Origin of the sequence: Pseudomonas eutrophicaquae (assembly GCF_023544715.1) — a bacterium.
Taxonomy (GTDB): domain Bacteria; phylum Pseudomonadota; class Gammaproteobacteria; order Pseudomonadales; family Pseudomonadaceae; genus Geopseudomonas.
In genome coordinates, this window is record NZ_JAMJEZ010000010.1 from 46,933 (window position 1) to 73,929 (window position 26,997).

Annotated in this window: 24 protein-coding genes; 16 read left to right on the top strand and 8 right to left on the bottom strand. The window is 67.3% G+C overall.

All coding sequences use genetic code 11. From position 1 onward, the window contains the following. The 4 genes from bcsZ to MXC11_RS06635 all read left to right on the top strand — a co-directional run bounded on the left by bcsZ (window position 1) and on the right by MXC11_RS06635 (window position 6,551). On the top strand, window positions 1–1,107 hold the full coding sequence (gene bcsZ / locus MXC11_RS06620) for a cellulose synthase complex periplasmic endoglucanase BcsZ (protein ID WP_250006814.1): 1,107 nt from the start codon (window positions 1–3) through the stop codon (window positions 1,105–1,107). Further along, the gene (locus MXC11_RS06625) at window positions 1,095–4,409 is read left to right on the top strand and encodes a cellulose synthase subunit BcsC-related outer membrane protein (RefSeq protein ID WP_250006816.1); all 3,315 of its coding nucleotides are present in this window, start codon (window positions 1,095–1,097) and stop codon (window positions 4,407–4,409) included. Before bcsZ ends, MXC11_RS06625 begins: the two co-directional genes overlap by 13 nt. An 88-nt stretch (window positions 4,410–4,497) precedes the next feature. Continuing rightward, on the top strand, window positions 4,498–5,241 hold the full coding sequence (gene ompR / locus MXC11_RS06630) for an osmolarity response regulator transcription factor OmpR (protein ID WP_250006825.1): 744 nt from the start codon (window positions 4,498–4,500) through the stop codon (window positions 5,239–5,241). Then, entirely contained in the window at window positions 5,238–6,551 is a 1,314-nt protein-coding gene (locus tag MXC11_RS06635) for an ATP-binding protein (RefSeq protein WP_250006827.1), read from the top strand. Before ompR ends, MXC11_RS06635 begins: the two co-directional genes overlap by 4 nt. 9 nt (window positions 6,552–6,560) lie before the next feature. On the opposite strand, the gene rimK is transcribed toward MXC11_RS06635, so the two are convergent. Both rimK and MXC11_RS06645 read right to left on the bottom strand, forming a co-directional pair. Next, entirely contained in the window at window positions 6,561–7,466 is a 906-nt protein-coding gene (gene rimK / locus MXC11_RS06640) for a 30S ribosomal protein S6--L-glutamate ligase (protein WP_250006829.1), read from the bottom strand. Continuing rightward, complete coding sequence (locus MXC11_RS06645) at window positions 7,463–7,942, bottom strand: ATP-dependent zinc protease family protein (protein ID WP_250006831.1); 480 nt, start codon at window positions 7,940–7,942, stop codon at window positions 7,463–7,465. The genes rimK and MXC11_RS06645 overlap by 4 nt, the downstream gene beginning before the upstream one ends. Window positions 7,943–8,063: 121 nt before the next feature. Here MXC11_RS06645 and MXC11_RS06650 point away from each other — a divergent pair, with 121 nt between their 5' ends. From MXC11_RS06650 to MXC11_RS06665, 4 genes are all read left to right on the top strand, one after another. Continuing rightward, window positions 8,064–8,471 (top strand): RNA-binding S4 domain-containing protein, encoded by a 408-nt coding sequence (locus MXC11_RS06650; protein ID WP_250006833.1) that lies wholly within the window; start codon window positions 8,064–8,066, stop codon window positions 8,469–8,471. Between the two features lie 117 nt (window positions 8,472–8,588). After that, complete coding sequence (gene hslO / locus MXC11_RS06655) at window positions 8,589–9,476, top strand: Hsp33 family molecular chaperone HslO (protein WP_250006835.1); 888 nt, start codon at window positions 8,589–8,591, stop codon at window positions 9,474–9,476. A 123-nt stretch (window positions 9,477–9,599) separates the two neighbouring features. Then, window positions 9,600–11,144, top strand: coding sequence for a phosphoenolpyruvate carboxykinase (locus MXC11_RS06660; protein ID WP_250006837.1), 1,545 nt, complete (start codon window positions 9,600–9,602; stop codon window positions 11,142–11,144). Between the two features lie 71 nt (window positions 11,145–11,215). Then, on the top strand, window positions 11,216–11,818 hold the full coding sequence (locus MXC11_RS06665) for a nitroreductase family protein (protein WP_250006839.1): 603 nt from the start codon (window positions 11,216–11,218) through the stop codon (window positions 11,816–11,818). 66 nt (window positions 11,819–11,884) lie between these two features. Here the strand turns inward: MXC11_RS06665 and MXC11_RS06670 are convergent, their stop codons facing one another. Together MXC11_RS06670 and yrfG are read right to left on the bottom strand one after the other, a co-directional pair. Then, the gene (locus MXC11_RS06670; RefSeq protein WP_250006841.1) at window positions 11,885–12,307 is read right to left on the bottom strand and encodes a hypothetical protein; all 423 of its coding nucleotides are present in this window, start codon (window positions 12,305–12,307) and stop codon (window positions 11,885–11,887) included. Window positions 12,308–12,392: 85 nt separating this feature from the next. Beyond that, entirely contained in the window at window positions 12,393–13,115 is a 723-nt protein-coding gene (gene yrfG, locus MXC11_RS06675) for a GMP/IMP nucleotidase (RefSeq protein ID WP_250006843.1), read from the bottom strand. 96 nt (window positions 13,116–13,211) lie between these two features. Here yrfG and nudE point away from each other — a divergent pair, with 96 nt between their 5' ends. Then, on the top strand, window positions 13,212–13,778 hold the full coding sequence (gene nudE / locus MXC11_RS06680; RefSeq protein ID WP_250006845.1) for an ADP compounds hydrolase NudE: 567 nt from the start codon (window positions 13,212–13,214) through the stop codon (window positions 13,776–13,778). Continuing rightward, window positions 13,775–14,602, top strand: coding sequence for a 3'(2'),5'-bisphosphate nucleotidase CysQ (gene cysQ / locus MXC11_RS06685; protein WP_250006846.1), 828 nt, complete (start codon window positions 13,775–13,777; stop codon window positions 14,600–14,602). Before nudE ends, cysQ begins: the two co-directional genes overlap by 4 nt. Window position 14,603: 1 nt before the next feature. Here cysQ and MXC11_RS06690 read toward each other — a convergent pair whose 3' ends face one another. Then, window positions 14,604–15,071, bottom strand: a complete 468-nt coding sequence (locus MXC11_RS06690) for a YiiD C-terminal domain-containing protein (protein WP_250006848.1) — start codon at window positions 15,069–15,071, stop codon at window positions 14,604–14,606. A 182-nt stretch (window positions 15,072–15,253) separates the two neighbouring features. Here MXC11_RS06690 and MXC11_RS06695 point away from each other — a divergent pair, with 182 nt between their 5' ends. Both MXC11_RS06695 and MXC11_RS06700 read left to right on the top strand, forming a co-directional pair. Further along, entirely contained in the window at window positions 15,254–15,445 is a 192-nt protein-coding gene (locus MXC11_RS06695) for a hypothetical protein (protein ID WP_250006850.1), read from the top strand. A gap of 142 nt (window positions 15,446–15,587) precedes the next feature. Continuing rightward, the gene (locus tag MXC11_RS06700; RefSeq protein ID WP_250006852.1) at window positions 15,588–16,394 is read left to right on the top strand and encodes a TlpA family protein disulfide reductase; all 807 of its coding nucleotides are present in this window, start codon (window positions 15,588–15,590) and stop codon (window positions 16,392–16,394) included. Window positions 16,395–16,494: 100 nt separating this feature from the next. On the opposite strand, the gene katG is transcribed toward MXC11_RS06700, so the two are convergent. The 3 genes from katG to MXC11_RS06715 form a co-directional block, all read right to left on the bottom strand. Beyond that, window positions 16,495–18,666, bottom strand: a complete 2,172-nt coding sequence (gene katG / locus MXC11_RS06705) for a catalase/peroxidase HPI (protein ID WP_250006854.1) — start codon at window positions 18,664–18,666, stop codon at window positions 16,495–16,497. Between the two features lie 289 nt (window positions 18,667–18,955). After that, on the bottom strand, window positions 18,956–20,146 hold the full coding sequence (gene metK, locus MXC11_RS06710; RefSeq protein ID WP_250006856.1) for a methionine adenosyltransferase: 1,191 nt from the start codon (window positions 20,144–20,146) through the stop codon (window positions 18,956–18,958). A gap of 47 nt (window positions 20,147–20,193) precedes the next feature. Then, entirely contained in the window at window positions 20,194–21,195 is a 1,002-nt protein-coding gene (locus tag MXC11_RS06715; RefSeq protein WP_250006858.1) for an ArsR/SmtB family transcription factor, read from the bottom strand. A gap of 211 nt (window positions 21,196–21,406) precedes the next feature. Here MXC11_RS06715 and tkt point away from each other — a divergent pair, with 211 nt between their 5' ends. The 4 genes from tkt (at window position 21,407) to fba (ending at window position 26,918) form a co-directional block, all read left to right on the top strand. After that, window positions 21,407–23,407 (top strand): transketolase, encoded by a 2,001-nt coding sequence (tkt, locus tag MXC11_RS06720; protein WP_250006860.1) that lies wholly within the window; start codon window positions 21,407–21,409, stop codon window positions 23,405–23,407. 138 nt (window positions 23,408–23,545) lie between these two features. After that, window positions 23,546–24,592, top strand: coding sequence for an erythrose-4-phosphate dehydrogenase (gene epd, locus MXC11_RS06725; RefSeq protein WP_250006862.1), 1,047 nt, complete (start codon window positions 23,546–23,548; stop codon window positions 24,590–24,592). Between the two features lie 25 nt (window positions 24,593–24,617). Further along, on the top strand, window positions 24,618–25,778 hold the full coding sequence (locus tag MXC11_RS06730; RefSeq protein ID WP_250006864.1) for a phosphoglycerate kinase: 1,161 nt from the start codon (window positions 24,618–24,620) through the stop codon (window positions 25,776–25,778). A gap of 75 nt (window positions 25,779–25,853) precedes the next feature. Further along, window positions 25,854–26,918, top strand: a complete 1,065-nt coding sequence (fba, locus tag MXC11_RS06735; RefSeq protein ID WP_250006866.1) for a class II fructose-bisphosphate aldolase — start codon at window positions 25,854–25,856, stop codon at window positions 26,916–26,918. Window positions 26,919–26,997 lie beyond the last annotated feature (79 nt).

Consider the following 26,997-nt stretch of genomic DNA (forward strand, 5'->3'; position numbering starts at 1 on the left):
ATGCGCAGACTGTGGCTGATGATCTTGACCCTGCTCACCCTGGCGCAGGCGGAGGCGGCGAGCTGCCGCTGGCCGGCCTGGAGCCAGGTGCAGACCCACCTGCTCAGTGAAGACGGGCGGATGATCGATCCATCCTCACCGCGCCAGATCACCACCTCCGAGGGGCAGTCCTACGGGCTGTTCTTCGCGCTGGTGGCCAACGATCCGGCGAGCTTCGCTCGTGTGCTGAGCTGGACGCAGAACAACCTAGCCGAGGGCGACCTGACCCGCCGCCTGCCCGCCTGGCTGTGGGGGCGCGCAGATAGCGGTCGCTGGCAGGTGCTGGACGCCAACAATGCCAGCGACTCCGATCTGTGGATCGCCTACAGCCTGCTGGAGGCCGGGCGTCTCTGGCGGCGGGAGGACTACCGCCGCCTCGGTCTTGAGCTGCTCTGGCGCAGCGCCGCGCAGACCCTGCGGGTGCTGCCGGGGCTGGGGCTGATGCTGCTGCCGGGGGATATCGGCTTTGAATCGGCGCAGGGCTGGCGACTGAATCCCAGCTATCTGCCGCCGCAGCTGCTGGCCCGTTTTGCCGAGGAGAGCCGCATCTGGGCGGAGTTGGAGGCCAATACCTATCAGCTGCTGCGCCGCAGCGCCCCGCGCGGTCTGGCCCCGGACTGGTTGCTCTGGCAAAGGAGCGGGCAGCCGGCGGCCGATCCCGAATACGGCCACGAGGGCGATTACGATGCGATCCGCGTCTACCTGTGGCTGGGCATGCTGGCAACGGATGCCCCGGAGCGCGCCGCGCTGCTGGCTCATGTCGCGCCGATGGCCCGCCTCACCGCCCAGCGCGGTGCGCCGCCTGGGCGGATCGACGCCGCCACCGGGCAGGCGCAAGGGCAGGGGCCGGCCGGCTTCTCCGCCGCATTGCTGCCGCTCTTGGCCGCTCAGGCACCCGCCGCGCTGAGCGTGCAGCGTCAGCGCCTGGCGCAGCACGCGCCGGAGCCGACGGCCTATTACGGGCAGATGCTGCGCCTGTTCGGTGAGGGCTGGGATCAGGGCTGGTACCGCTTCGATGCCCGGGGCCGGCTGCTGCCTGCCTGGCAGGAGGGATCATGCCCCGACTGAGAACCCTGCTGTGCGGCATGGCGCTCTACCCGGTCCTGACGCTGGCCCAGACCCCGCCGGCGAGCGCCCAGGCCGATCCACAAGCCTGGCTGCTCGGGCAGATACGTCTGGCCGAGTCGCTGGGCCGTGATGATCTTCTGGACAGCGCGCTGGCGCGGCTGCAGCAGTTCGACCCGCAGCATCCCGAGGTCATGGCTGCCCGACTGCGCCAGGCGCTGCGTCAGGATCAGCCCGAGACCGCCGCGCAGTGGCTGGAGCAGCTGGAGCAAAGCGCACCCGGCTCGCCACTCTGGCAGTCCGCCCGGCTGCAGCTGCAACTGGCCAGCGAGGCCGGGCGCGCGCAGCTGATGGCGATCCGCCAGCAGGCCGAGGAGGACCCGGCACAGGCGCTGGCGGCGCTGGAGGCGCTGTTTACCGGTCACTGGCCGGGTATCGAGCTGGCGCTGGAGTACTGGCGGCTGCGCGATCGGCTGGACGGGCAACGCCCCGCCGTGCTGGCGGGGCTGCAGGCGCTGGTCGCCGAGTATCCGCAGCAGCCGACCCTGCGGCTGCGGCTGGCCGATCTGCTGTTTGCCGAAGGCCGCGAGCGTGAGGCGCTGGATCAGCTGCAGGCGCTGGCCGAGCATCCCCAGGCCCGGCTGGCGGCGGCCGAGCGCGAGTTCCAATACCTGCAGGAGCAGTCGCTGAGCGCCGCAGCCGGGCTGCGCTGGGGGACATTCATGCACCGCTACCCGGACTCGCCCCTCAAGGAAGAGGCGCGTCAGGAGCAGGAGCGGGTCCGCCAGCGGCTGGCAGATCCGGCCTGGCAGGCGCTGCTGCGCGGCGAAGCGCTGCTGGAGCAGGACAACCCCGAGGCGGCCCTGGCCGCGTTGCAGCCGGCCGTCCGCCGGCTACCGCGCGAGGCGGCGGTGCAGGGTGCGCTGGGGCTGGCGCTGATGCGCGTGGGGCGTCATGAGGAGGCGCAGCGGGCCTTTGCCGTGGCGCGCCAGAGCGAGCAGAACCTCGACCGGCTCAGCCGCTGGTATTCGCTGCAGGAGGTGGCCCGTTACTGGGGCTTGATCGGACAGGCCGAGCAGCAACTGGCTCAGCAGGCGTTGGAGCCGGCGCGCCGGTTGTATGCCAAGGCGCGCGCGTTGCAGCCGCAGGAGAGCGCCGCTTGGGTCGGGCAGGCCAATGTACTGATCCTGCAGCAGGACTACCCGGGGGCCGAGCGCCTGCTGCGTCAGGCCCGCAGCCTGGCGCCTGAGGATGGCGATGTGCTGCGCGGCTGGTTGCGTCTGTATCAGGCGCAGTCCCCCGAGCGGGCGCTGGCCTTCCTCGAGGGGCTGCCCGAACGGCTGCGCCAGCCCTTTGCGGACGCCCTGCGCGACCTGCGGGTCGAGGTGCTGCTCAAGGAGGCTGATGCCCTGCAGGCGCGGGGCGAGACGGCCGCCGAGGTGCAGGTGCTGAGCCGCGCCCGGGCGCTGAAGCCGGACAATCCCTGGCTGACCTATCGCCTGAGCGACCGCCTGCTGGCGCTGGGGCGCGGGGCCGAGGCGGAGCCGCTGTTTGCCGATCTGCTGCAGCGGCAGGGGCAGCTGCCGGCGGCGCGCTATGCCCATGCCCTGTACCTGTCGGCGCAGACCCGTGACGATGAGGCGCGGGCCAGTCTGCAGCAGATTCCCCGCACGGCGTGGAGCGCCGACATGCAGGCGCTCGATGAGCGGCTGGCCGAGCGCCAGCTGCTGACCCGGGCTGGCGCCTTGCTGGACCGTTTCGAGCAGCAACTGGCGGCCGGGCAGCGTCAGCAGGCGCGCCAGGCGCTGGACGCCTTGCCGGAGTTGCCGGCAACCGCCGTGGCGCTGCGCCGGCGCAGTGCCGAGGCCTGGCTGGCGCTCGGGGAGGCGGACAAGGCCTTGCCGCTGATCGAGTCACTGCAAAGTGAAGAAGGCGAGCCGCAGCTATGGCGCGATGCCGCGCGTCTCAAGGCGGACAAGGCCCCGCAGCAGGCGCTGGACCTCTACGCCCGCGGTCTGCAGGACGCCGGTGTGCTGCCGGCAGCATCCGCCGAGCGCCTCCGCGATGACCGCGCGCTGACCCGCGCCACCCGGCCCGAGGCCGAGGACGACTGGCTGCGCAGCAGCCTGCGCGCCGAGGCGGCGGCGCTCTATCAGCGGCAGAATCCGACCCTGCGCCTGCAGCAGGAATATGCCTGGCGCACCGATGAGGTCACCGGCGGTATCTCGGATCTGCAGCAGGATCTGCGTCTGCTGCAACTGGAGTGGCCGCTGAGCGGCGGGCGCGCCTTCCTGCGCGCCGAGGACATCGTGCTGGATGCCGGGCGTTTTGCCGCCGAGGCTGACGGCCTGCACCGTGAGCTGTTCGGCACCTGTGCGCTGCCGGGGCTGCCCGGCTGCCCGATCACCCGTGAGCAGGCGCGCGGCACGACGCTGGCGCTCGGTTGGAGCGATGCGCGCTGGTCGGTCGATCTGGGGCGCAGTCCGCAGGGCTTTGCCCTCGGCAACTGGCTCGGCGGGGTGAGTCGCTCCGGGGACTGGGGCACGCTGGGCTGGACCCTGACCACCTCGCGCCGGCCGCTGGCCAACTCGCTGCTCTCCTACGCCGGCGCCCGCGATCCACGTACCGGTATCCGCTGGGGCGCGGTGACCGCGACCGGCATGACGCTGGGGCTCAGTTACGATCAGGGCGGTGATCACGGCTTCTGGGCCAACATCGGCCAGCACTGGCTAGAGGGCGAGCAGGTGGCCGACAACCGCCGTACCCGGCTCATGGCCGGGTATTACTATCGGCTCAACGAGCAGGTCAACCAGCGCCTGCGTCTCGGGCTGACCGCCATGCACTGGCGTTATGAGCGCGACCTGGGCGGCTATACCCTCGGGCAGGGCGGCTACTACAGCCCGCAGCGTTACAACTCCCTCAGCCTGTCGCTCAGTCAGGCCTGGCGCAGTGCCAACTGGTCAGTGCAGCTGGACGGCGCGCTGGGCGCCTCGTGGTCGCGCAGCGCCGCCAGTCGTGACTATCCGCTGCGCGGCCTGATCGATGGCCTGCTGCTGGCACCGCCCGCCGCCGACTTCGACCTCAACCCGGGGGAGAGTGGCCGCGCCTGGTCCTACCGCTTCACCACCTTGCTGGAGCGGCGCCTGAGCGATCACTGGCTGCTCGGCGGCAGCTTCAACTGGCAGCAGAGCGAGGACTACGCCCCCAGCTACCTGCAGTTGCAGCTGCGCTATCTGTTCGAGCCCTGGCAAGGGGCGCTGCCGCTGGGCGCCGAACTGCTGACCCCCTACAGCGAGTTCCGCTGAGCGCGACAGGCGTAAAATCTGCTAACAATGGCTGGCCGATGGCCCGGCAGCGCTGGGCCATAATCGGCGCATTCACAAGGGGATTACCATGCACAGCACCGCCAGCACCGCGCCGGAAGGCGAAAAGATCCTGATCGTCGATGACGATGTCCGCCTGCGTCGTCTGCTTGAGCGCTTTCTCGACGAGGAAGGCTACCGGGTGCGCACGGTGGAGAACGTCGAGCAGATGGACCGCCTGCTGGCCCGCGAGCTGTTCAATCTGGTGGTGCTGGACCTGATGATGCCCGGCGAGGACGGCCTGTCGGCCTGCCAGCGCCTGCGCGAGGGCAATAATCAGGTGCCGATCATCATGCTGACCGCCAAGGGCGATGAGCACAGCCGCATTCAGGGCCTTGAGGTCGGTGCCGACGATTACCTGGCCAAGCCCTTCAACCCGCGTGAGCTCTTGGCGCGGATCAAGGCGGTGCTGCGCCGCCAGCAACCGGTGGTGCCGGGGGCGCCGGGCAGCGAGGAGGAAACGGTCACCTTCGGCGATTACGAGCTGAATTTGGGTACCCGCGAGCTCAAGCGCGGCGGCGAGGTACACATGCTGACCACCGGCGAGTTCGCCGTGCTCAAGGCGCTGGTCCAGCACGCCCGCGAGCCGCTGACCCGTGACAAGCTGATGAGCTTGGCGCGCGGACGCGAGTGGGATGCGCTGGAGCGCTCGATCGATGTGCAGATCTCCCGCCTGCGCCGGCTGATCGAGCCGGACCCGTCCAAGCCGCGCTACATCCAGACGGTATGGGGCGTCGGCTATGTGTTCGTCCCGGATGGCAGTGCCCGCAAGTGAAGACCCCGGCCTGGTTCCCGCAGAGCGTGTTCGCCCGCACGCTCTGGCTGGTGTTGATGGTGGTGCTGTTCTCCAAGGTGCTGACCCTGGTCTACCTGCTGATGAACGAGGACATGCTGGTCGATCGACAGTACAGCCACGGCACCGCCCTGACCCTGCGCGCCTACTGGGCGGCGCCGCCGGAGTCGCGCCCGGCGATTGCCCAGGCCACCGGCCTGCGTCAGCTGGGGGCCGAGCAGGTGCCGGCGGGTGAGCATCACTGGCCCTACACTGAAGTTTTCGAGGCGCAGATGCGTCAGGAGCTCGGCGAGGATACTGAGCTGCGCATGCGCGCCGCCCGCACGCCGCGCCTCTGGGTGCTGGCGCCCGCGCTCGGCCCGGACTGGGTCGAGGTGCCGCTGTATCCCAACCCCCTCAAGGTGCAGCGCATCGGCAGTGTGCTGGGCTGGTTCCTGGCCATCGGCCTGCTGTCGACTGCGGCGGCGTGGATCTTCGTGCGGCTGCTGAGCCTGCCGCTCAAGCGGCTGGTGTTTGCCGCCCGGCAGATCGGGCGCGGGCGCAGCGTGCGGCTGCCGGTCGGTGATACGCCGAGCGAAATGGCCGAGCTGTACCGCGCCTTCAACCAGATGGCCGAGGATGTCGAACAGGCCGCCCGTGAGCGCGAGCTGATGCTGGCCGGGGTTTCCCACGATCTGCGTACCCCACTGACCCGCCTGCGCCTGTCGCTGGAGCTGCTGGACAGCGACAACGAGCTGACCGAGGACATGGTCCGCGACATCGAGGACATGGACGCGATTCTCGACCAGTTCCTGGCCTTTATCCGCGACGGGCGCGACGAGCCGCTGGAAACCCTCGACCTCAATGAGCTGGTCCGCGAAGTGGCCGCGCCGCTCAATCAGAGCGAAGAGCGGGTGCGGCTGTGCCTGGAAGCGCTGCCGGCGATTCCGCTGCGCCGGGTGTCGTTCAAGCGCCTGTTGGCCAACCTGATGGAGAACGCCCTGCGCCACGGTGGCAGTGGCGTGGAGGTCAGTTCCAGCCTTTGCGGCGGCACGGCCTCGCCCTATGTGGTGCTGAGCGTGCTGGATCGCGGGCCGGGCATTGATCCGGCCGATCTGGAAAACATCTTCAACCCGTTCATCCGCGCTGATCGGGCGCGCAGCAGCAAGGGCACTGGCCTTGGGCTGGCGATCGTCAAGCGCATCGCCGCCCAGCATGGCGGTAGCGTCGAGCTGCGCAACCGCGCCGGTGGTGGCGTGGAGGCGCGGGTGCGTCTGCCGCTGGGCCTGCTGCTGCCGCGCGAGGCGACATGACCCGCCGCCTCAGCCCCGGCCTTTGGTACGGGTCTGGTGCGGGCGGGCGTGTTCTTCGATGTGCTGGATGATGATGTCGGCGACATCCTGCCCGGTGGTGGTCTCGATGCCCTCAAGGCCGGGGGAGGAGTTGACCTCCATCACCAGCGGGCCGTGATTGGAGCGCAGGATATCGACCCCGGCAACGCCCAGCCCCATCGCCTTGGCGGCGCGCAGCGCGGTCATGCGCTCCTCGGGGGTGATCTTGATCAGGCTGGCACTGCCTCCGCGGTGCAGGTTGGAGCGGAACTCGCCGGGCTTGGCCTGGCGCTTCATCGAGGCGATCACCTTGTTGCCGACCACAAAGCAGCGGATGTCGGCGCCGCCAGCCTCCTTGATGTATTCCTGAACCATGATGTTCTGCTTGAGGCCCATGAATGCCTCGATCACCGACTCGGCAGCCTTGTGTGTCTCGCAGAGCACCACGCCGATGCCCTGGGTGCCCTCCAGCACCTTGATCACCAGCGGCGCGCCGCCGACCATGTCGATCAGGTCGGGGATGTCGTCCGGCGAGTGGGCGAAGCCGGTCACCGGCAGGCCGATGCCCTTGCGCGACAAGAGCTGCAGCGAGCGCAGCTTGTCCCGCGAGCGGCTGATCGCCACCGACTCGTTGAGCGGGAACACGCCCATCATCTCGAACTGGCGCAGCACCGCGCAGCCGTAGAAGGTCACCGAGGCGCCGATGCGCGGGATCACCGCGTCGAAGCCCTCCAGCGCCTGGCCACGGTAGTGGATCTGCGGCTTGTGGCTGGCGATGTTCATGTAGGCGCGCAGGGTGTCGATCACCTGCATCTCGTGCCCGCGGGCGCGACCCGCCTCGACCAGGCGGCGGGTGGAATACAGGCGCGGGTTGCGCGACAGCACGGCGATCTTCATCGGACACCTGAGGGGGTTGTGGGCGCAGGCAGCTGGGGCCGGCCCTGGAGGTAGGAGAGGGAGGGATCGACCTGCAGATGACCGTCGATCAGGGCACGGGCGCCGATCAGGGCCCGGTAGCGCATCTCGCGGCGGCAGGTCAGGCTGATTTCCACCGGCCAGCAGCGCGGGCCGAGCACCATCGGGGTGCAAATTACGTAGCGGCGTTGCAGCTGTCCAGTGGCGCTGCGGATGTCGCGAAGGCCCACCAGCGGTGCCTCGCAGGTCTGCGTCCTTGGCCGGCGACGGCTGCCGGTGTAGGCGGTGAAGCGCAGCCAGGCCTGCCCCTCGCGCTCGAAGGGCTGGAAGTCGCTGGCATGCAGCGTCGCCGTGTGGGCGCCGGTATCGATCTTGGCGCGCAGCGCGGTGATGCCCAGCGCTGGCAGGGCGATCCATTCGATGAGGCCGACCAGGGCCGGTTGGGCGAAACGCTGCACGTCAGAAGTTCCGAAAAAGCGGGCGCATCCGCTGGCTGCCCGGTATGCCAGCATAATATGACACGCATTCGATGGCCGGTACGCCGGGGTATCGGCCCACCACACAGGACGCAGAACAGGCATGGGCAGACAGACAGAAGCAGCAGATGAGCGCGAGCGGATCCGCCTGGACAAGTGGTTGTGGGCGGCACGGTTCTTCAAGACCCGCGCGCTGGCCCGCGAGGCGATCGACAGTGGCAAGGTGCATTGTCGGGGCGAACGCTGCAAACCCTCGCGTGAACCCAAAGTGGGGGATGAGCTGCAGATCCGCTGCGGCTTTGATGAGCGGGTGGTGATCGTGCAGGCGCTGTCTGCGGTGCGCCGCGGCGCGTCGGAGGCGCAGCAACTCTACACGGAAACGCCCGACAGTCTGGCGCGGCGCGAGCAAGCCGCCGAGCTGCGCCGCGCCGGCGCGCTGGGGCTGCAGACCGACGGGCGGCCGAACAAGAAGCAGCGCCGGCAGATCCATCAGTTCCGCGACGGACATTGAGTGGCGCCCGATAGAGCGCCTCTTGTCATCCGATAGGTGCGCGAGTCTTGGTCGCGCCTGCATTTATGCCTAGAATCGCGACCTTTATGGTCCCCATGGGCTTTTGAGCGAGCAGGCATGTCCGATTTCACCCAGCGCTTCCTTTTCGATGACAACGACGTGCGTGGCGAGATGGTCGAACTCGACCGCAGCTATGCCGAGGTGCTGGCCAAGCACGCCTACCCGGAGCCGGTTGCCCGCCTGCTGGGCGAGATGCTGGCCGCGGCGGCGCTCTTGGGGGACATCCTCAAGTTCGACGGCCTGCTGGTGCTGCAGGCGCGCTCCTCGGGCGCGGTGCCGCTGCTGATGGTGGAGATTTCCAGCGAGCGCGAGGTGCGTGGCATCGCCCGCTATGAAGCCGAGCAGATCGCCGCCGATGCGGGCCTGCGTGAGCTGATGCCCGAAGGCGTGCTGGCGATGACCATCGATCCGCGCGAAGGGCAGCGCTATCAGGGGATCGTCAGCCTGGATGGCGACAGCCTCTCGGCCTGCTTCTCCGAATACTTTGCCCTCTCCCAGCAGCTGCCCAGCCGCTTCTGGCTGCGCGCCGACAGCCGGCGCGCCCGTGGCCTGCTCTTGCAGCAACTGCCCGCTGACCGGTTGACCGACAGCGAGGCGCGCAGCGCCAGCTGGGAGCATCTGGTCACCCTGGCCGATACCCTGAGCACCGAGGAGCTGCTGGCGCTGGATAACCAGACCCTGCTGCACCGCCTCTACCATCAGGAGGAGCTGCGCCTGTTCGAGCCCCAGCCGCTGCGCTTTGCCTGCAGCTGCTCGCGGGAACGCTCGGCCGGGGCGCTGGTCAGTCTGGGCGAGGCGGATGCGCTGGCACTCCTGGAGGAGCGCGGCGGTAAGGTGGAAATCGACTGCCAGTTCTGCAATGCGCGTTACCAATTCGATGCAGCGGACGTCACCCAATTGTTCGCCGGTGGTGGCAGCGGCGCGCCGTCACCGACCCGGCACTGATTGCCTGCACCCTTGCGGTGCTTTCTGGCATAATCGCGCGCACTTTTTCTCGCTGTAGTCGGCCTGGCCGCTGGCTACAAATCGTATAGATAGAGCACCCGGCCGCGGGCCGACGGGGACCACATGACGCAAGCCAACACTGCCGTGTACACCGACATCAGCATTGCCGAACTGATCGAGCAGGCTATCCGCCGTGGCGAGGGTGAACTCGCTGCCAACGGCTCGCTGGTCGTGCGTACCGGCCATCGTACCGGCCGCTCGCCGATGGATCGCTTCATCGTGCAGGAGCCGAGCACCGAGGCGAAGATCGCTTGGGGCAAGATCAATCGTCCGTTCCCGGCCGACAAGTTCGATGCCCTGTGGGAGCGCGTTGAGGCCTACATCGGTGAGCGCGAGCACTTCATCTCCCATGTGCACGTCGGCTCCGCCGAGGCGCACTACCTGCCGGTCAAGATGACCACCGAGACCGCCTGGCACAACCTGTTCGGTCGCTGCCTGTTCATCACCCCGGACACCTTCAACCCGGCCGGCAAGGGCGAGTGGCGCATCCTCAACGTGCCGTCCTTCGTCTGCGAGCCGGAGCGTGATGGCACCAACTCCGACGGCTGCGTGATCATCAACTTCGAGCAGAAGAAGGTGCTGATCGCCGGCATGCGCTACGCCGGCGAGATGAAGAAGTCGATGTTCTCGGTACAGAACTTCCTGCTGCCGGAAGCCGACGTGCTGCCGATGCACTGCGCGGCCAACATCGGTGAAGAAGGCGACGTTACCCTGTTCTTCGGTCTGTCCGGCACCGGCAAGACCACCCTGTCCGCGGACGAAAGCCGCTACCTGATCGGCGACGACGAGCACGGCTGGGGCGAGGGCGTGGTGTTCAACATCGAGGGCGGCTGCTACGCCAAGTGCATCGACCTCTCGGAGAAGAACGAGCCGGTGATCTGGAAGGCCATCCAGTTCGGCGCCGTACTGGAGAACGTGGTGCTCGACGAGCGCACCCGTCAGCCGGATTACGCCGATGCCAGCCTGACCCAGAACAGCCGTGCCGCCTACCCGCTGACCCACGTCGAGAAGCGCTCCGAGAAGAACCTCGGCGGTGAGCCGAACGCGGTGATCTTCCTGACCTGCGACCTGACTGGCGTATTGCCGCCGGTGTCGATCCTCAACAACGAGCAGGCGGCCTACCACTTCCTGTCCGGCTACACCGCGCTGGTCGGTTCCACCGAGATGGGCAGCGGCAGCGGTATCAAGTCGACCTTCTCCACCTGCTTCGGTGCGCCGTTCTTCCCGCGTCCGGCTGGCGAGTACGCTGAACTGCTGATCAAGCGCATCAAGGCCTTCGGCTCCAAGGTCTACCTGGTCAACACCGGCTGGACCGGCGGTGGCTATGGCGTCGGCAAGCGCTTCAGCATCCCGACCACCCGCGCCGTGATCGCCGCGATCCAGAGCGGTGCGCTGGTCGGTGCCGAGACCGAGCACCTGCCGATCATCAACCTGGACGTGCCGAAGGCTGTCGAGGGCGTGGACAGCCAGCTGCTCAACCCGCGCAACACCTGGGCGGACGGCGCCGAGTACGACAAGGCGGCCCGCGCCCTGGCCAAGCTGTTCATCGAGAACTTCGAGAAGTTCGAGGTTTCCGAGGCCATCCGTCAGGCCGGTCCGCAGCTGTAAGCGAACCGCGCTGTCTGCAGAAGCCGCCTTTGGGCGGCTTCTGTCATTCTGTTCCCCGTAAGGAGAAAGTCATGGATACCCTTGAAGCCCTGCGCAGCCGCCGTGCGGTCAAGCATTACGATGCCAGCCATGTGATGAGCGAGGCTGAGCAGCGCGAGCTGCTGGAGCTGGCGCTGCTGTCGCCGACCGCCTTCAACCTGCAGCACTGGCGCTTTGTCGTGGTCGAGGAGCCGGCTCTGCGCCGCGAGATTCGCACCCTGGCCTGGGATCAGGCCCAGGTCACCGATGCCAGCCTGCTGGTGGTGCTGTGCGCTGACCTGGCCAGCTGGCAGAAGCAGGCTGCGCGGGTCTGGGCTGATGCACCGCAGGCGGCGCGTGATTTCCTCGTGCCGGCCATCGACGCCTACTACCGCGATGCGCCGCAGGTACAGCGTGACGAGGCGATGCGCAGCTGCGGCATCGCCGCGCAGAGCCTGATGCTGGCCGCCCGTGGCATGGGTTATGACAGCTGCCCGATGGATGGTTTTGACTTTGACAAGGTGGCCGAGCTGATCAACCTGCCGAGTGATCACTGCATCAGCCTGATGCTGGCGATCGGCAAGGCGGCGATTCCGGCCCAGCCGCGCATCGGCAAGCTGCCTTTTGATGAGGTGGTGATCCGCAACCGCTTCTGAGCGGGCCGGTTGCGGTAGCGCCAACAAACAAGGGCACCCGAGGGTGCCCTTGTGGTTTCTGCAGGATCAGTCACGCCAGTAGCGGGCCCGGCGGTTTTCGCGCCATTCGCGGCGCTGCTCGTCGCGGGTGTTGCGATCGCCAATGTTGTTGCCGACGCCGCTGCCCAGTGCAGCACCGATAGCCGCACCGACCAGGCCGCCGGTATTGCCGCCGACCTGGCGACCGACCACCTGACCCCCGGCGCCGCCGAGGCCCCCGCCAATCGCCGCCTCGGTACGGCTGCCCCGATTGGCACCGACCGCACCGGCGGCCGCGCCGCCGACGCCGGCCCCGATGGTGGCACCGGTACTGCCGCCGATTTGCTGGCCGACCACCGAACCCAGCACGCCGCCCAGGGCGCCGGTAATCGCGCTGCGGGTATCACCGTCGGCCATCGCCGGGGCGCTGGACAGGCTCAGGGCCAGCAGGAGCAGGGAAGGGTATTTCATGACAGGTCACTCCGTGGTCATCAAGAAAAGCTGCCTGTCATTGACCTGCGGCGCTGCTGGCCGGTTCCATCGGCGGCGAAGGTTTTTAATTTTCGCCGAGGTTCAGCGTCGATGACGACGCTGCTGCGTTCTCGGCCTCGCCGCCCGCCAGGTCTGCCAGCAGCGTGTGGTAATGCTCGATGGCGGCAAACTCCTCAGTGTTCTTCAGCGGGCCGCGGCTGTCCGGCTGGCGCACGCCGAGCAGGTAGGCGATGCCGTAGTCGCGGGCGCTGCGCAGGATTGGCAGGCTGTCGTCGATGAACAGGCTACGCGCCGGATCAAAGCCGAAGTCCTGCTGCAGGGCGAACCAGAACTGCTGATCCTCCTTGGGGAAGCCGTAGTCGTGGGAGCTGATCAGCCGGTCGAAGTAGGGGGCGAGCTCGATGCGCTCCATCTTCAGCGACAGCGAGTCGCGGTGCGCGTTGGTGATCAGCGCCACGCGCTTGCCGGCGGCGCGCAGGGCGGCGAGGAAGCGGTCAGCATCCGGGCGCAGGGCAATCAGGTGGGCGATTTCGTCCTTCAAGGCGCGCACCGGCAGGTCTAGTTCGCGGGTCCAGAAATCCAGGCAGTACCAGCTCAGCTGCCCAGCATGTTGCTGGAACAGCGGCAGCAGTTCGGCCAGTGCGGCATCCAGCGTGATGGCGTGCTTGTCGGCGTAGCGTTGTGGCAGATGGTGCAGCCAGAACTGGTTGTCAAAGTGCAGATCGAGCAGGGTGCCGTCCATGTCGAGCAGGACGGTATCGATCTGGGACCAGGGCAGCGTAGGCATGGGAGAGGGCTCGCTCTGGGGGCAGCCCACCGGCCGCCGGGCGTCGAAATAAAGGTCCGTTATGATAACGTGTCGGCCATGCTGAGGAGTCCATCTATGCGCCAGAAACCCGCTGTACTTGCCCGCGCCATCGTTGCCAAGAGCCGTCTGTTTACGGTCGAGGAGCTGCAGTTGCGCTTTGCCAACGGTGTCGAGCGCACCTACGAGCGGCTGGTCAGTCGCGGCATGGGTTATGGCGCGGTGATGGTGGTGGCGATGGAGGATGCCGAGACGGTGCTGCTGATCGAGGAGTACTGTGGCGGCACCGACAGTTACGAGCTGTCGCTGCCCAAGGGGCTGGTCGAGCCGGGCGAGGATATCCTTGCCGCTGCCAACCGCGAGTTGCAGGAGGAGGCCGGTTTTGCCGCCCGCACCCTGGAGCACCTCACCGAGCTGTCGCTGTCGCCGGGCTACATGAATCAGCGGATTCAGGTGGTGCTGGCGCGCGATCTGTACCCCTCGTCGCTGCCCGGTGATGAGCCGGAGCCGATCCGGGTCGAGCGCCTGAATCTTCGCGAGCTGAGCCAGCTGGCGCTGAGCGACAACTTTACCGAGGGGCGTGCGCTGGCGGCGCTCTATCTGGTGCGCGATCTGCTCAGCCAGCGCGGCGAGTATCAGCCATGAATACGTTGCCGCATCCGTGGTTGTCCGCGGTCATTGAGCTGGTGCAGCAGGCGGGCGAGGCGATCCTGCCGTTCTGGCGTGGCGCGCTGGACATCACCCTCAAGGCTGATGCTTCGCCGGTGACCGCCGCCGATCTGGCCGCCCATCGTCTGCTGGCCAGCGGCCTGGCCCGGCTGGCGCCCGAGGTGCATCTCTTGTCCGAGGAGGATTGCGCGATTGGCCAGGCGGTGCGCGAGCACTGGCAGCGCTGGTGGCTGGTCGATCCGCTGGATGGCACCAAGGAGTTCATCGCCGGGAGCCCGGAGTTCACCGTCAATGTGGCACTGATCGAGCACGGGCGGGTGGTGTTCGGTGTGGTCGGTGTGCCGGCGCAGGGCCGGTGCTACTACGGCGGTGCCGGACTCGGTGCGTGGTGCCTTGAGGCGGGTGCGGTGCGGCCGATCCGCGTGCGTCTGGCGCCGGAGGAAGCCTTTACCGTGGTGGCCAGCCGGCGCCACAGCAGCCCCGCTCAGGAGCGCCTGCTCGGCGGGCTGGCCGAGCGTTTTGGCGATCTGCAGCTCAGCAGTGTCGGCAGCTCGCTGAAATTCTGCCTGCTGGCGGAAGGCCAGGCCGACTGCTATCCGCGGCTGGCACTCACCTCGCAGTGGGACACCGCCGCGGCGCAAGGCGTGCTGGAGGGCGCGGGAGGCGAGGTGCTGGATCTGGCCGGGCAACCGCTGTGCTATCCGCCGCTTGGCGATCACCTCAATCCGCATTTTCTTGCCTTGCCCAGCGCCTGTGCCTGGCGAGGCGCGCTGCTGCAACTGGCGCGCGCCCTCGACTGATTCAGGCCGGCGTGCCCTGACGCTGCAGCACGTATTCGCCGCGCAAGGTCACCGCCACGGCGCCCTCGGCATCGACGATGCGGCTGTCCAGATACAGGCGCGCCAGACCACGGCGCCGGTACAGCGCCTCAAAGCGCCGCCATTCATCCTCGGGCGGCGCGGCGCAAACCGCCTGCGCATCGGCGATGACCGGCAGCGGGTAGTCGATCTGCCCGCCCTTGATGACGATCACCCCATCCTCGATGCCCGCCTCGCGCAGGCGCAGTGTCAGCCAGCCCCAGCCGGCCAGCACCACGCTGCTGTACAGGCTGCCGCCGAACATGCTGCCGGTGTGGTTGATGTTCGGGGCCAGCGGCACGCTCAGGCGCAGTTCGTGGTCCTGCCAGCCGAGCACCTTGAGCCCCATGGCGCGGGTCAGCGGGATGGCGTCATGCAGGAGGGTTTCGAGCGGGCGATGGTCGCAGGTCACGGTAGAGTCCTCGGCAACGGGGTGAAGGGGCAGGCGGGGTGTCCGTCACTGCCCGCTCATCATCGGCGCAAGGCGCGTTGCAGTGCAAATCGCGGGTATCGCCTGCGGCGGTAGCGGCATCGTCAAATTGTCATGGCGAGGCGGTAAATAGCTGCCATCCTTGCTGAAAATCAGGTGTATCCATGTCCAGTATTACCGAGCTGGCGCGTCTGCTCGCCGAACTCTATCCGCTGCACGACAAGCAGGTGGGCAAACGCTACCGGGTGGTGCGCGAGCTGGCCGGGCTGACCGAGCTGGAAGAGGTCGGTGGGCAGGCGCGCTATGTGGCCAGCGCCAGCCTGCGCGATGCCCGCCAGTGGGAGCAGGCACACTGACGGGCGCTGCGATGGGCCCGCAGATCTTGCTGCTCTGCTGGCCTGCCAGTGGCTCGCCGGTTACCCTGCGCCCGGTCAGCCGCGCTGGATCGCGCCCCGCCGGGGCTGTGCTGCGCGGCCGGCGCGGCGACAGGATATCCCCATGCTCACTCTTTCCCTTGGCCCGCTGGTGCTGGCCACCTCCCATCTGCTGTTGATCGTCAGTCTGCTGCTGGCCAGTGTGGCGGCGAGCTGGCTGGCGCGCCGTCAGGGGCTGCCGGCGCCTGACAACCTGCTGTTCGGTCTGTGGCTGCTGGCGCTGCTGGTGGCCCGGGCGGCGTTTGTCTGGGAATACCGCGAGCACTTTGGCGGACAGCCCTGGTGGGCGGTCCTTGATCTGCGCGATGGGGGCTTCACGCCCTGGCCCGGCGTGCTGGCGGCGGCATGCTATGGCGGGCGCTCGGCGGCACTGCGCCGTCCGCTCGGGCTGGCGCTGCTGGTCGGGCTGGGGATCTGGGGTGGCGGCACGGCAGTGCTGCAGGCGCTGGAGCGCAGCCAGCAGTTGCCGGCCCTTACCTTGCGGGATGCACAGGGGCAGGGGGTCGAGCTGCAGTCCTTGCAGGGCCAGCCGCTGGTGATCAATCTCTGGGCCACCTGGTGCCCGCCGTGCCGGCGTGAGATGCCGGTCCTCGCGCAGGCCCAGCAGCGGGAGTCCGGGGTGCGTTTTCTGTTCGTCAATCAAGGCGAGGCGCCCGAGACCGTGCAGGCGTACCTGCGTGCGCAGGGGCTGGCGCTGGATGGATTGCTGTTTGATGCCTCGGCGGCCCTGGGCGCGCTGGCCGGCTCGCGCTCGCTGCCCACCACCTTGTTCTACGATGCGCACGGACGTCTGCGCGGCACCCATCTGGGGGAGCTATCGGCGGCCAGTCTGGCCCAAGCGCTGCAGGTCGTGCGCCCTGCGCCGCGCTGAGACCAGCCTATAAATGCACAGCGCCGATACAGTCTTGCTGTATCGGCGCTGTGGATGAGCCCTGACGACCACCCCGCACGAGGCAGGGTGGCCTGGGTGATCAGGCCAGATCGAAGCGATCGGCGTTCATCACCTTGGTCCAGGCCGCGACAAAGTCACGGACGAACTTCTCCTGGTTATCGTCCTGGGCATACACCTCGGCGTAAGCGCGCAGGATCGAGTTGGAACCCAGCACCAGATCGACGCGGGTGGCGGTCCACTTGGTGGCGCCGCTGGCGCGCTCGACGATGGCGTAGCTGTTACGCCCAGTCGGCTTCCAGCTGTAGGCCATGTCGGTCAGGTTGACGAAGAAGTCGTTGCTCAGCACGCCAACCCGGTCGGTGAATACGCCATGCGCGCTGCCACCGTAGTTGGTGCCCAGCACCCGCAGGCCGCCGATCAGCACGGTCATCTCTGCGGCGGTCAAGCCCATCAGCTGGGCACGGTCGAGCAGCAGCTCTTCCGGCTGGACCACGTAGTCCTTCTTCAGCCAGTTGCGGAAGCCATCGGCCAGCGGCTCGAGCACCTCGAAGGACTCGACATCCGTCTGCGCTTGGGTGGCATCGCCACGACCCGGTGCGAACGGCACCTCGACCGCCAGCCCGGCCGCCTTGATGGCCTGCTCGAGGCCGACGTTACCACCCAGCACGATCACATCGGCGACGCTGGCCCCGGTTTCGGCGGCGATCGCGTCATACACTGCCAGCACCTTGGCCAGACGGGCCGGCTCGTTGCCTTCCCAGTCCTTCTGCGGCGCCAGGCGGATGCGCGCACCGTTGGCACCACCGCGATAATCGGAGCCGCGGAAGGTGCGGGCGCTGTCCCAGGCGGTGCTGACCAGCTCGCTGACCGAAAGGCCCGCGGCGGCGATCTTCGCCTTGACAGCGGCCACGTCGTAACCGGTATTGCCTGCCGGCACCGGGTCTTGCCAGATCAGATCCTCAGCCGGGACTTCCGGGCCGATGTAGCGGGTCTTCGGGCCCATGTCGCGGTGGGTCAGCTTGAACCAGGCACGCGCGAAGACTTCGGAGAAGTAGGCCTGATCATTGGCGAAACGCTCGGAGATCTTGCGGTACTCCGGGTCCATTTTCATGGCCATGTCGGCATCGGTCATGATCGGGTTGTAGCGGATGCTCGGATCTTCCACATCCACCGGCTTGTCTTCCTCGCGGATGTTGATCGGCTCCCACTGCCAGGCGCCGGCCGGGCTCTTCTTCAGCTCCCACTCATAACCCAAGAGCAGTTTGAAGTAGCCGTTGTCCCACTGGATCGGATTGGTGGTCCAGGCGCCTTCGATGCCGCTGGTCACGGTGTCGCGGCCGATGCCACGGGTCGTGTGGTTCATCCAGCCAAGACCCTGCTCCTCGATGTCGGCGCCTTCCGGGGCCGGGCCGAGGTTGGCGGCATTGCCGTTGCCGTGGCATTTGCCGACGGTGTGACCACCGGCGGTCAGGGCGACGGTTTCCTCATCGTTCATCGCCATGCGGGCGAAGGTGATGCGCACGTCATGGGCGGTCTTGAGCGGATCGGGGTTGCCGTCCACGCCTTCCGGGTTGACGTAGATCAGGCCCATCATTACTGCGGCCAGCGGGTTTTCCAGGTCGCGCTCGCCACTGTAGCGGCTGCCTTCGCTGCCGCTCTTGGCCAGCCACTCCTTCTCGGAGCCCCAGTAGATGTCTTTTTCCGGGTGCCAGATATCCTCGCGGCCGAAGGCGAAGCCGTAGGTCTTCAGGCCCATCGACTCATAGGCGACGTTACCGGCCAGAATCAGCAGGTCAGCCCAGCTGAGACGGTTGCCGTACTTCTTCTTGATCGGCCACAGCAGGCGGCGGGCCTTGTCGAGGTTGGCGTTATCCGGCCAGGAGTTGAGCGGCGCAAAGCGCTGGTTACCGGTGCCGGCACCGCCACGCCCATCGGCGATCCGGTAGGAGCCGGCCGCGTGCCAAGCCATGCGGATCATCAGGCCGCCGTAGTGGCCCCAGTCGGCCGGCCACCATTCCTGGCTTTCGGTCATCAGCGCGGTGAGGTCGCGCTTGAGCGCGGCGACGTCGAGCTTCTTCACCTCTTCGCGGTAGTTGAAGCCCTGCAGCGGGTTGGTCTTGCTGTCGTGCTGGTGGAGGATGTCGAGATTGAGGGCATTCGGCCACCACGCCATCGGCGATTTTTCGTTGGTCGAGTTGGCGCCGTGCATGACGGGGCACTTGCCGGCGTTATTGATCTTCTGCTCACTCATGATCCAGCTCCATTGAGGACGTATCGGTGTAACGATCTGTTCGGGAACCTCCGCGCGGCGGACGTTCTCGGGCAGAGCGTCGGTCAGCACTCTGTGCCTGCTGATGGAGCATAGCAAGGCAAGAAGTGTTTTCAATTGAGTTTCCCCTATCGCCGCCATGCAGAAAAAACGCTGCCCGCGTGCGGCCAGGCTGCGCACTGTCTGTGCGCCTCAACGAAAAAGCCCCTGTCAGCCGGGGGGCTGGCAGGGGCTTGGCAGGGCAGCGGGGCGCCTGGCGGCGCCGTATGCCTTACAGGCCGGCGGCGGCGCGCAGCGCCTCGACCTTGTCGGTCTGCTCCCAGGTGAAGGTGGTGAAGGTGTCGTTGCCGACAGTCACCTGCTGCGGGGTGCGGCCGAAGTGGCCATAGGCCGCGGTGGCGCGGTACATCGGGTGCAGCAGGTCGAGCATCTTGGTGATCGCGTAGGGGCGCAGGTCGAACACTTCGCGCACCAGCTGGATGATCTTGTCTTCGGCAATCTTGTGGGTGCCGAAGGTGTTGATCGAGATGGAGGTCGGCTGGGCGACGCCGATGGCGTAGGACACCTGGATCTCGCAGCGCTCGGCCAGCCCGGCGGCAACGATGTTCTTGGCCACGTAGCGACCGGCGTAGGCGGCCGAGCGGTCAACCTTGGACGGGTCCTTGCCGGAGAAGGCGCCGCCACCGTGGCGGGCCATGCCACCGTAGGAGTCGACGATGATCTTGCGCCCGGTCAGGCCGCAGTCGCCCACCGGGCCGCCGATCACGAACTTGCCGGTCGGGTTGATGTGGAACTGGGTGCCGGCATGCAGCAGCTCGGCCGGCAGGGTGTGCTTGATGATCAGCTCCATCACCGCTTCCTTGAGGTCGCTCTGGCTGATCTCCGGGTTGTGCTGGGTGGACAGCACCACCGCGTCGATGCCGACCACCTTGCCGTTCTCGTAGCGGCAGGTGACCTGGCTCTTGGCATCCGGACGCAGCCACGGCAGCAGGCCGCTCTTGCGCGCCTCGGCCTGACGCTCGACCAGACGGTGCGAGAAGCAGATCGGCGCCGGCATCAGCACGTCGGTCTCGTTGCTGGCGTAGCCGAACATCAGGCCCTGATCGCCCGCGCCCTGGTCTTCCGGCTTGGCCCGATCGACGCCCTGATTGATGTCCGGCGACTGCTTGCCAATGATGTTGATGATGCCGCAGGTCGCGCCGTCAAAGCCGACTTCCGAGCTGGTGTAACCGATGTCGCAGATCACATCGCGCACCAGTTGCTCCAGATCGACCCAGGCGCTGGTGGTGACTTCACCGGCGACGATCGCCACACCGGTCTTGACCATGGTTTCGCAGGCCACGCGGGCGTACTTGTCCTCGGCGATGATCGCATCGAGGACCGCATCGGAGATCTGGTCGGCGATCTTGTCCGGATGGCCTTCGGACACGGACTCGGAGGTGAAGACGGAATATTCGCTCATCGATCGGTTCCTTAATTACCGTTGGGTGAGTCGGCCTCTCGGCCGTGTCATGCAGAGGGTGTCATGGTGAAAGGCTGCGGGCGGGTGAAATGCCGCACCTGCAGCTGAAAGCCGTTGCGCAGGCCGATGTACAGGCTTTCCCCGGCCAGCAGGCCGGCGCGCTGCGCCCAGTCGCTCAGGGTGTCCTGATCAAAGCCCAGCCACAGATCGCCACAGGCCTCGCGGGCCCAGTCCTGATGATGGCTGCACAGCTCGGTGAGCAGCAGGCTGCCGCCGGGGCGCACCTGGCGGGCCAGTTGCTGCAGCGCGGCGGCCGGCTCGCTGAAGTGATGCAGCACCATGTTCAGCACCACGCAGTCGGCCGCCTCAGGCGCCGCTTGCAGCGCATCGGCGAGGATCAGCTCGACATTCTCCAGACCTTCTTCGCGGCAGCGCTGGCGGGCCAGTTCGAGCATCGCCGGGTTGTTGTCCAGCGCCTGCACGCGGGCAAAGCGCCGCGCGAGATCGGGCAGAAAGCCTCCATCGCCGGGGCCGACTTCCAGCGCTGTGGCCTCGGCGGCAAAGGGCAGCGCATCGAGCAGGGCCAGCACGCTGTCGCGGTACTGGACGAGGCCGGCGATCAGGTCCTGCTGGGCGCGAAAGCGCGCCAGGGTGCGGGCGAAAAAGTCGCGGGCTGCGGCGCTGCGCTGCGCCTGGACCTCGGCGATGCGCTGCTGCACCGCCGGGTGCAGCGGCAGGGCGTCGGCTTCGGCGAGCAGTGCGGCGTGCAGCAGGCTGCCCGGCTCACCGCTGCCGGCCAGCGCGCGGCGGTAGAAAATCGCTGTGCCCTCGCGGCGGGTGGCGAGCAGGCCGGCCTGGCTCAGTACCTTGAGGTGATGGCTGATGCCGGACTGGCGCATGGCAAAGATCTGCGCGAGCTCCAGCACGCCGAACGAGTCACTGGCCAAGACCCGCAGGATCTGCAGACGCAGCACGTCGCCACCGGCCTTGCACAGGCTGGCGAGCTGTTCGCTGGGATCGGGGCGGGTGAGGGCGTGCGGGGCATTCATGATGGCGCGGATTCTAGTCGGGGTGGCCTGGGCACACAATTGCAATATCAAAAAGTTTTGATATTGGCGGATGGCCGGTCGCCGTGGCCGTATGCGTGCGGTCTCTGGGCGACCAATTGCGGCCGATTGGCCATCCGTGATTGCCCGTTCCCCCGTGGCTGGGCGAAAATGGCCACCTTTTTCGATCAGCCCCCCTTGCAGGAGATCAGCGATGCCCAGCCGTCGTGACCGAGCCAATGCCATTCGCGCCCTCAGCATGGATGCCGTGCAGAAAGCCAACAGCGGCCATCCCGGCGCACCGATGGGCATGGCGGACATCGCCGAAGTGCTGTGGCGTGACTTCCTCAAGCACAACCCGCAGAACCCGCAGTGGGCTGACCGCGACCGCTTCGTGTTGTCCAACGGCCACGGCTCGATGCTGATCTACTCGCTGCTGCACCTCTCCGGCTACGACCTGTCGATCGATGACCTCAAGCAGTTCCGCCAGCTGCACAGCAAGACCCCGGGTCACCCGGAATACGGCTACACCCCGGGTGTGGAGACCACCACCGGCCCGCTCGGCCAGGGTATCGCCAACGCGGTGGGCTTCGCGCTGGCCGAGAAAGTGCTGGGCGCGCAGTTCAACCGCGAAGGCCACACCATCGTTGACCACTTCACCTACGCCTTCCTTGGCGACGGCTGCATGATGGAAGGCATCTCCCATGAGGTCTGCTCGCTGGCCGGAACCCTTGGCCTCGGCAAGCTGGTCGCCTTCTACGACGACAACGGCATCTCCATCGACGGTGAGGTCGAGGGCTGGTTCACCGACGACACCCCGGCGCGCTTCGAGGCCTACGGCTGGCAGGTGATCCGCAACGTCAATGGCCACGATGCCGACGAGATCAAGATGGCCATCGAGACCGCCCGCGCCGAAACCGAGCGCCCGACGCTGATCTGCTGCAAGACCGTGATCGGCTTCGGCTCGCCGAACAAGCAGGGCAAGGAAGAGTGCCACGGCGCGCCGCTGGGCGATGCCGAGATCGCCGCGACCCGCGCCCAGCTCGGCTGGAACCATGGCCCGTTCGAGATCCCCGCTGACATCTACGCCGAGTGGGACGCCAAGGACGCTGGCGCTGCCAATGAGGCGGCGTGGAACGAGAAGTTCGCTGCCTACGCCGCCGGGTTCCCGGAACTGGCCGCCGAGTTCCAGCGCCGCCTAGCCGGTGAGCTGCCGGCTGACTTCGCCGAGAAGGCCGCCGCCTATGTCGCCGACGTGGCCGCCAAGGGCGCGACCATCGCCAGCCGTAAAGCCAGCCAGGACACCCTCAACGCCTTCGGCCCGCTGCTGCCCGAGTTCCTCGGCGGTTCGGCGGATCTGGCCGGTTCCAACCTGACCCTGTGGAAGGGCTGCAAGGGCCTGGCCCATGACGATGCCGGCGGCAACTACGTGCACTACGGCGTGCGCGAGTTCGGCATGGCGGCGATCATGAACGGCGTCGCCCTGCACGGCGGCTTCATTCCCTACGGCGCGACCTTCCTGATCTTCATGGAATACGCGCGCAACGCGGTGCGCATGTCGGCGCTAATGAAGCAGCGGGTGCTCTATGTGTTCACCCACGATTCGATTGGTCTGGGCGAAGACGGCCCGACCCACCAGCCGATCGAGCAGCTGACCAGCCTGCGCGGCACGCCGAATCTCGATTGCTGGCGGCCGTGCGATGCGGTGGAGTCCGCCGTGGCCTGGAAATACGCCATCGAGCGCAACGACGGCCCGTCGGCGCTAGTGTTCAGCCGCCAGAACCTCAACCATCAGCCGCGCTCCGAGCAGCAGATCGCCGACATCGCCCGCGGCGGCTACGTGCTCAAGGACTGCAGCGGTGAGCCGGAGCTGATCCTGATCGCCACTGGCTCGGAAGTCGGCCTGGCGGTGCAGGCCTTCGACAAGCTCAGCGAGCAGGGTCGCCGCGTGCGCGTGGTATCGATGCCCTCGACCACCGTGTTCGACCAGCAGGACGCCGCCTACAAGCAGGCCGTGCTGCCGCTGGAGGTCAGCGCGCGCATCGCCATCGAGGCCGGGCATGCCGACTTCTGGTACAAGTACGTTGGTCTTGAGGGCCGCATCATCGGCATGACCACCTTCGGTGAGTCTGCCCCGGCGGCGCAGCTGTTCGAGGAGTTCGGCTTCACCCTCGACAACCTGCTGGCCACCGCCGAGGAGCTGCTGGACGCCTGAGGCGTGAGCAGGGTGGCGTAACCGTGCACCCTGCACCCGCCCGCAGTCACTGGGCGATGTCGCGCGCTGGAGCATCGGACGCGGCATCGCGGTGTTTATTCCGCAGCCTTCAGCGCCGCGACCACCCGCAGAGCCGTCATGCCCAACCGCCCCTACAACATTGCCCTCAATGGTTATGGCCGTATCGGTCGCTGCGTGCTGCGCGCGCTGCATGAGCGCGGTGCGCAGGCGGGGCTGGAGATTGTCGCCCTCAATGATCTGGCCGATCAGGCCAGCATCGAATACCTGACCCGCTTCGACTCGACCCACGGGCGTTTTCCCGGTGAGGTCCGCGTGGCCGCCGAGGGGCTGCATCTGAATGGCCGCTGCGTGAAGGTGCTGCGCGAGGCGACCCCTGAGGCGATCGACTGGGCGGCGCTGGGCGTTGATCTGGTGCTGGAGTGCTCCGGGGTCTATCACACGCGCCGCGAGGCCGAGCGCTTTCTGGCGGCCGGGGCACCGCGGGTGCTGTTCTCCCAGCCGATGGCCAGCGAGCGCGATGTGGATGCCACCATCGTCTACGGGATCAACCAGCAGCGTCTGACCGGCGCCGAGCGGCTGGTCTCCAACGCCTCCTGCACCACCAACTGCAGCGTGCCGCTACTGAGCGTGCTGGATGCGGCGATCGGTCTGGATTACGTGACCATCACCACCATCCATTCGGCGATGAACGACCAGCCGGTGATCGACGCCTACCACCACGAAGACCTGCGCCGCACCCGCTCGGCGTTCCAGTCTGTGATTCCGGTTTCCACCGGCCTTGCGCGCGGCATCGAGCGCCTGCTCCCGGAGCTGGCCGGGCGCGTGCAGGCCAAGGCGATCCGCGTGCCGACGGTCAATGTCTCCTGCCTGGACATCACCCTGCAGACCCGCCGCGACACCACAGCCACCGAGATCAACCGGGTGCTGCGCGAGGCCACGGAGGCGGGGCCGCTCAAGGGGCTGGTCGCCTACACCGAGCTGCCCCACGCCAGTTGCGACTTCAATCACGACCCCCATTCGGCGATTGTCGATGGCAGCCAGACCCTGGTTTCCGGCCCACGGCTGGTCACGCTGCTGGCCTGGTTCGACAACGAATGGGGCTTTGCCAACCGCATGCTCGACGTCGCCAGCCACTGGCTGGACGCCGCTGCGCTCAACCGCTAACTCAACTGCCCTGAAGGACTCTCCCATGACCGTGTTGAAGATGACCGACCTCGACCTCGCCGGTAAGCGCGTGCTGATCCGCGAAGACCTCAACGTGCCGGTAAAAGACGGCGTGGTGAAGAGCGATGCGCGCATTCTCGCGTCCCTGCCGACCATCAAGCTAGCCCTGGAGAAGGGCGCCGCGGTGATGGTCTGCTCGCACCTGGGGCGCCCGACTGAGGGCGAGTTCTCTGCCGAGAACAGCCTCCAGCCGGTCGCCGACTACCTGTCCAAGGCCCTCGGCCGCGAGGTGCCGCTGGTTCAGGATTACCTGGGCGGCGTCGAGCTGCAGCCGGGCGAGATCGTGTTGTTCGAGAACGTGCGCTTCAACAAGGGCGAGAAGAAGAACAGCGACGAGCTGGCCCAGCAGTACGCCGCGCTGTGCGATGTGTTCGTCATGGACGCCTTCGGCACCGCGCACCGTGCCGAGGGCTCGACCCATGGCGTCGCCAAATTCGCCAAGGTCGCCTGTGCCGGCCCACTGCTGGCCGCCGAGCTGGACGCGCTGGGCAAGGCGCTGGACAAGCCGCAGCGCCCGATGGTGGCCATCGTCGCCGGCTCCAAGGTCTCCACCAAGCTCGACGTGCTCAACTCGCTGGCCGAGATCTGCGACTCGCTGATCGTCGGTGGCGGCATCGCCAACACCTTCCTCGCCGCGGCCGGCTACAAGGTCGGCAAATCGCTGCATGAGGCGGAGCTGCTGGACACCGCCCGCGCCATCGCCGCCAAGGTTTCCGTGCCGCTGCCGGTTGATGTGGTGGTTGCCAAGGAGTTCGCCGAGTCCGCTGAGGCCACCGTCAAGCTGATCAGCGAGGTTGCCGACGATGACATGATCCTCGACATCGGCCCGCAGACCGCGGCGATGTTCGCCGAGATGCTGAAATCCTCGCAGACCATCCTGTGGAACGGCCCGGTTGGTGTATTCGAATTCGACCAGTTCGGCAACGGCACCCAGGCCCTGGCCCAGGCCATCGCACAAAGCCCGGCGTTCTCCATCGCCGGCGGCGGCGATACCCTGGCGGCTATCGACAAGTACGGCGTGGGTGAGCAGATCTCCTACATCTCCACCGGCGGCGGCGCCTTCCTCGAGTTCGTCGAGGGCAAGGTGCTACCGGCCGTGGCCGTACTGCAGGAACGCGCGCACTAATCCGACCCCTGAGCCCGGCTGGCCACAGCGGCTGGCCGGGCACCGATCAAACGACCCTGACTGGGAGCACTACAGATGGCACTTATCAGCATGCGCCAGATGCTGGATCACGCCGCCGAATACGGCTACGGCGTGCCGGCCTTCAACGTCAACAACCTCGAGCAGATGCGCGCCATCATGGAAGCGGCTGACAAGACCGACTCCCCGGTGATCGTCCAGGCCTCCGCCGGTGCGCGCAAGTACGCCGGTGCGCCGTTCCTGCGCCACCTGATCCTCGCCGCCATCGAGGAATTCCCGCACATCCCGGTGTGCATGCACCAGGACCACGGCACCAGCCCGGACGTCTGCCAGCGCTCGATCCAGCTGGGCTTTTCCTCGGTGATGATGGACGGCTCGCTGCGCGAGGACGGCAAGACCCCGGCCGACTACGACTACAACGTGCGCGTGACCCAGCAGACCGTGGCATTCGCCCACGCCTGCGGCGTCTCTGTCGAGGGCGAGCTGGGTTGCCTGGGCAGTCTGGAAACCGGTCAGGCCGGTGAGGAAGACGGCATCGGCGCCGAGGGCACCCTCGACCACAGCCAGATGCTCACCGATCCGGAAGAGGCGGCGGCCTTCGTCAAGGCCACTCAGGTCGACGCCCTGGCGATTGCCATCGGCACCAGCCACGGCGCCTACAAGTTCACCAAGCCGCCGACCGGCGACATCCTCGCCATCGATCGCATCAAGGAAATCCACAAGCGCATCCCCAACACCCACCTGGTGATGCACGGCTCCAGCTCGGTGCCGCAGGAGTGGCTGGCGATCATCAACCAGTACGGTGGCGACATCAAGGAAACCTACGGCGTGCCGGTCGAGGAGATCGTCGAGGGCATCAAGTACGGTGTACGCAAGGTCAACATCGACACCGACCTGCGCCTGGCCTCCACCGGCGCCATGCGCCGGATGATGGCCGAGCACCCCAGCGAGTTCGACCCGCGCAAGTTCTTCGCCAAGACCATCGAAGCCATGCGCGACATCTGCATCGCCCGCTACGAAGCCTTCGGCACCGCCGGCAATGCCTCCAAGATCAAGCCGATCTCCCTGGAAGACATGTACCAGCGCTACGCTCGCGGCGAGCTGGCCGCCAAGGTCAACTGATTTAAGCGCATTCGCTTCAGTTGGTCCCACAAGGCCCGCCGCGTGCGGGCCTTGTGCTGTGTGGGGTTTCGCTGCGCTC

Bases quoted from the DNA above. Each gene is read 5' to 3' on its own strand.
- MXC11_RS06625 (WP_250006816.1), top strand. From the start codon at position 1,095: ATGCCCCGACTGAGAACCCTGCTGTGCGGCATGGCGCTCTACCCGGTC.
- hslO (WP_250006835.1), top strand. From the start codon at position 8,589: ATGTCCGATTTCACCCAGCGCTTCCTTTTCGATGACAACGACGTGCGT.
- MXC11_RS06695 (WP_250006850.1), top strand. From the start codon at position 15,254: ATGTCCAGTATTACCGAGCTGGCGCGTCTGCTCGCCGAACTCTATCCG.
- MXC11_RS06670 (WP_250006841.1), bottom strand. From the start codon at position 12,307: ATGAAATACCCTTCCCTGCTCCTGCTGGCCCTGAGCCTGTCCAGCGCC.
- bcsZ (WP_250006814.1), top strand. From the start codon at position 1: ATGCGCAGACTGTGGCTGATGATCTTGACCCTGCTCACCCTGGCGCAG.
- nudE (WP_250006845.1), top strand. From the start codon at position 13,212: ATGCGCCAGAAACCCGCTGTACTTGCCCGCGCCATCGTTGCCAAGAGC.
- MXC11_RS06650 (WP_250006833.1), top strand. From the start codon at position 8,064: ATGGGCAGACAGACAGAAGCAGCAGATGAGCGCGAGCGGATCCGCCTG.
- epd (WP_250006862.1), top strand. From the start codon at position 23,546: ATGCCCAACCGCCCCTACAACATTGCCCTCAATGGTTATGGCCGTATC.
- katG (WP_250006854.1), bottom strand. From the start codon at position 18,666: ATGAGTGAGCAGAAGATCAATAACGCCGGCAAGTGCCCCGTCATGCAC.
- MXC11_RS06715 (WP_250006858.1), bottom strand. From the start codon at position 21,195: ATGAATGCCCCGCACGCCCTCACCCGCCCCGATCCCAGCGAACAGCTC.
- MXC11_RS06660 (WP_250006837.1), top strand. From the start codon at position 9,600: ATGACGCAAGCCAACACTGCCGTGTACACCGACATCAGCATTGCCGAA.
- rimK (WP_250006829.1), bottom strand. From the start codon at position 7,466: ATGAAGATCGCCGTGCTGTCGCGCAACCCGCGCCTGTATTCCACCCGC.
- tkt (WP_250006860.1), top strand. From the start codon at position 21,407: ATGCCCAGCCGTCGTGACCGAGCCAATGCCATTCGCGCCCTCAGCATG.
- MXC11_RS06665 (WP_250006839.1), top strand. From the start codon at position 11,216: ATGGATACCCTTGAAGCCCTGCGCAGCCGCCGTGCGGTCAAGCATTAC.
- MXC11_RS06700 (WP_250006852.1), top strand. From the start codon at position 15,588: ATGCTCACTCTTTCCCTTGGCCCGCTGGTGCTGGCCACCTCCCATCTG.
- metK (WP_250006856.1), bottom strand. From the start codon at position 20,146: ATGAGCGAATATTCCGTCTTCACCTCCGAGTCCGTGTCCGAAGGCCAT.
- fba (WP_250006866.1), top strand. From the start codon at position 25,854: ATGGCACTTATCAGCATGCGCCAGATGCTGGATCACGCCGCCGAATAC.
- cysQ (WP_250006846.1), top strand. From the start codon at position 13,775: ATGAATACGTTGCCGCATCCGTGGTTGTCCGCGGTCATTGAGCTGGTG.
- ompR (WP_250006825.1), top strand. From the start codon at position 4,498: ATGCACAGCACCGCCAGCACCGCGCCGGAAGGCGAAAAGATCCTGATC.
- MXC11_RS06730 (WP_250006864.1), top strand. From the start codon at position 24,618: ATGACCGTGTTGAAGATGACCGACCTCGACCTCGCCGGTAAGCGCGTG.
- yrfG (WP_250006843.1), bottom strand. From the start codon at position 13,115: ATGCCTACGCTGCCCTGGTCCCAGATCGATACCGTCCTGCTCGACATG.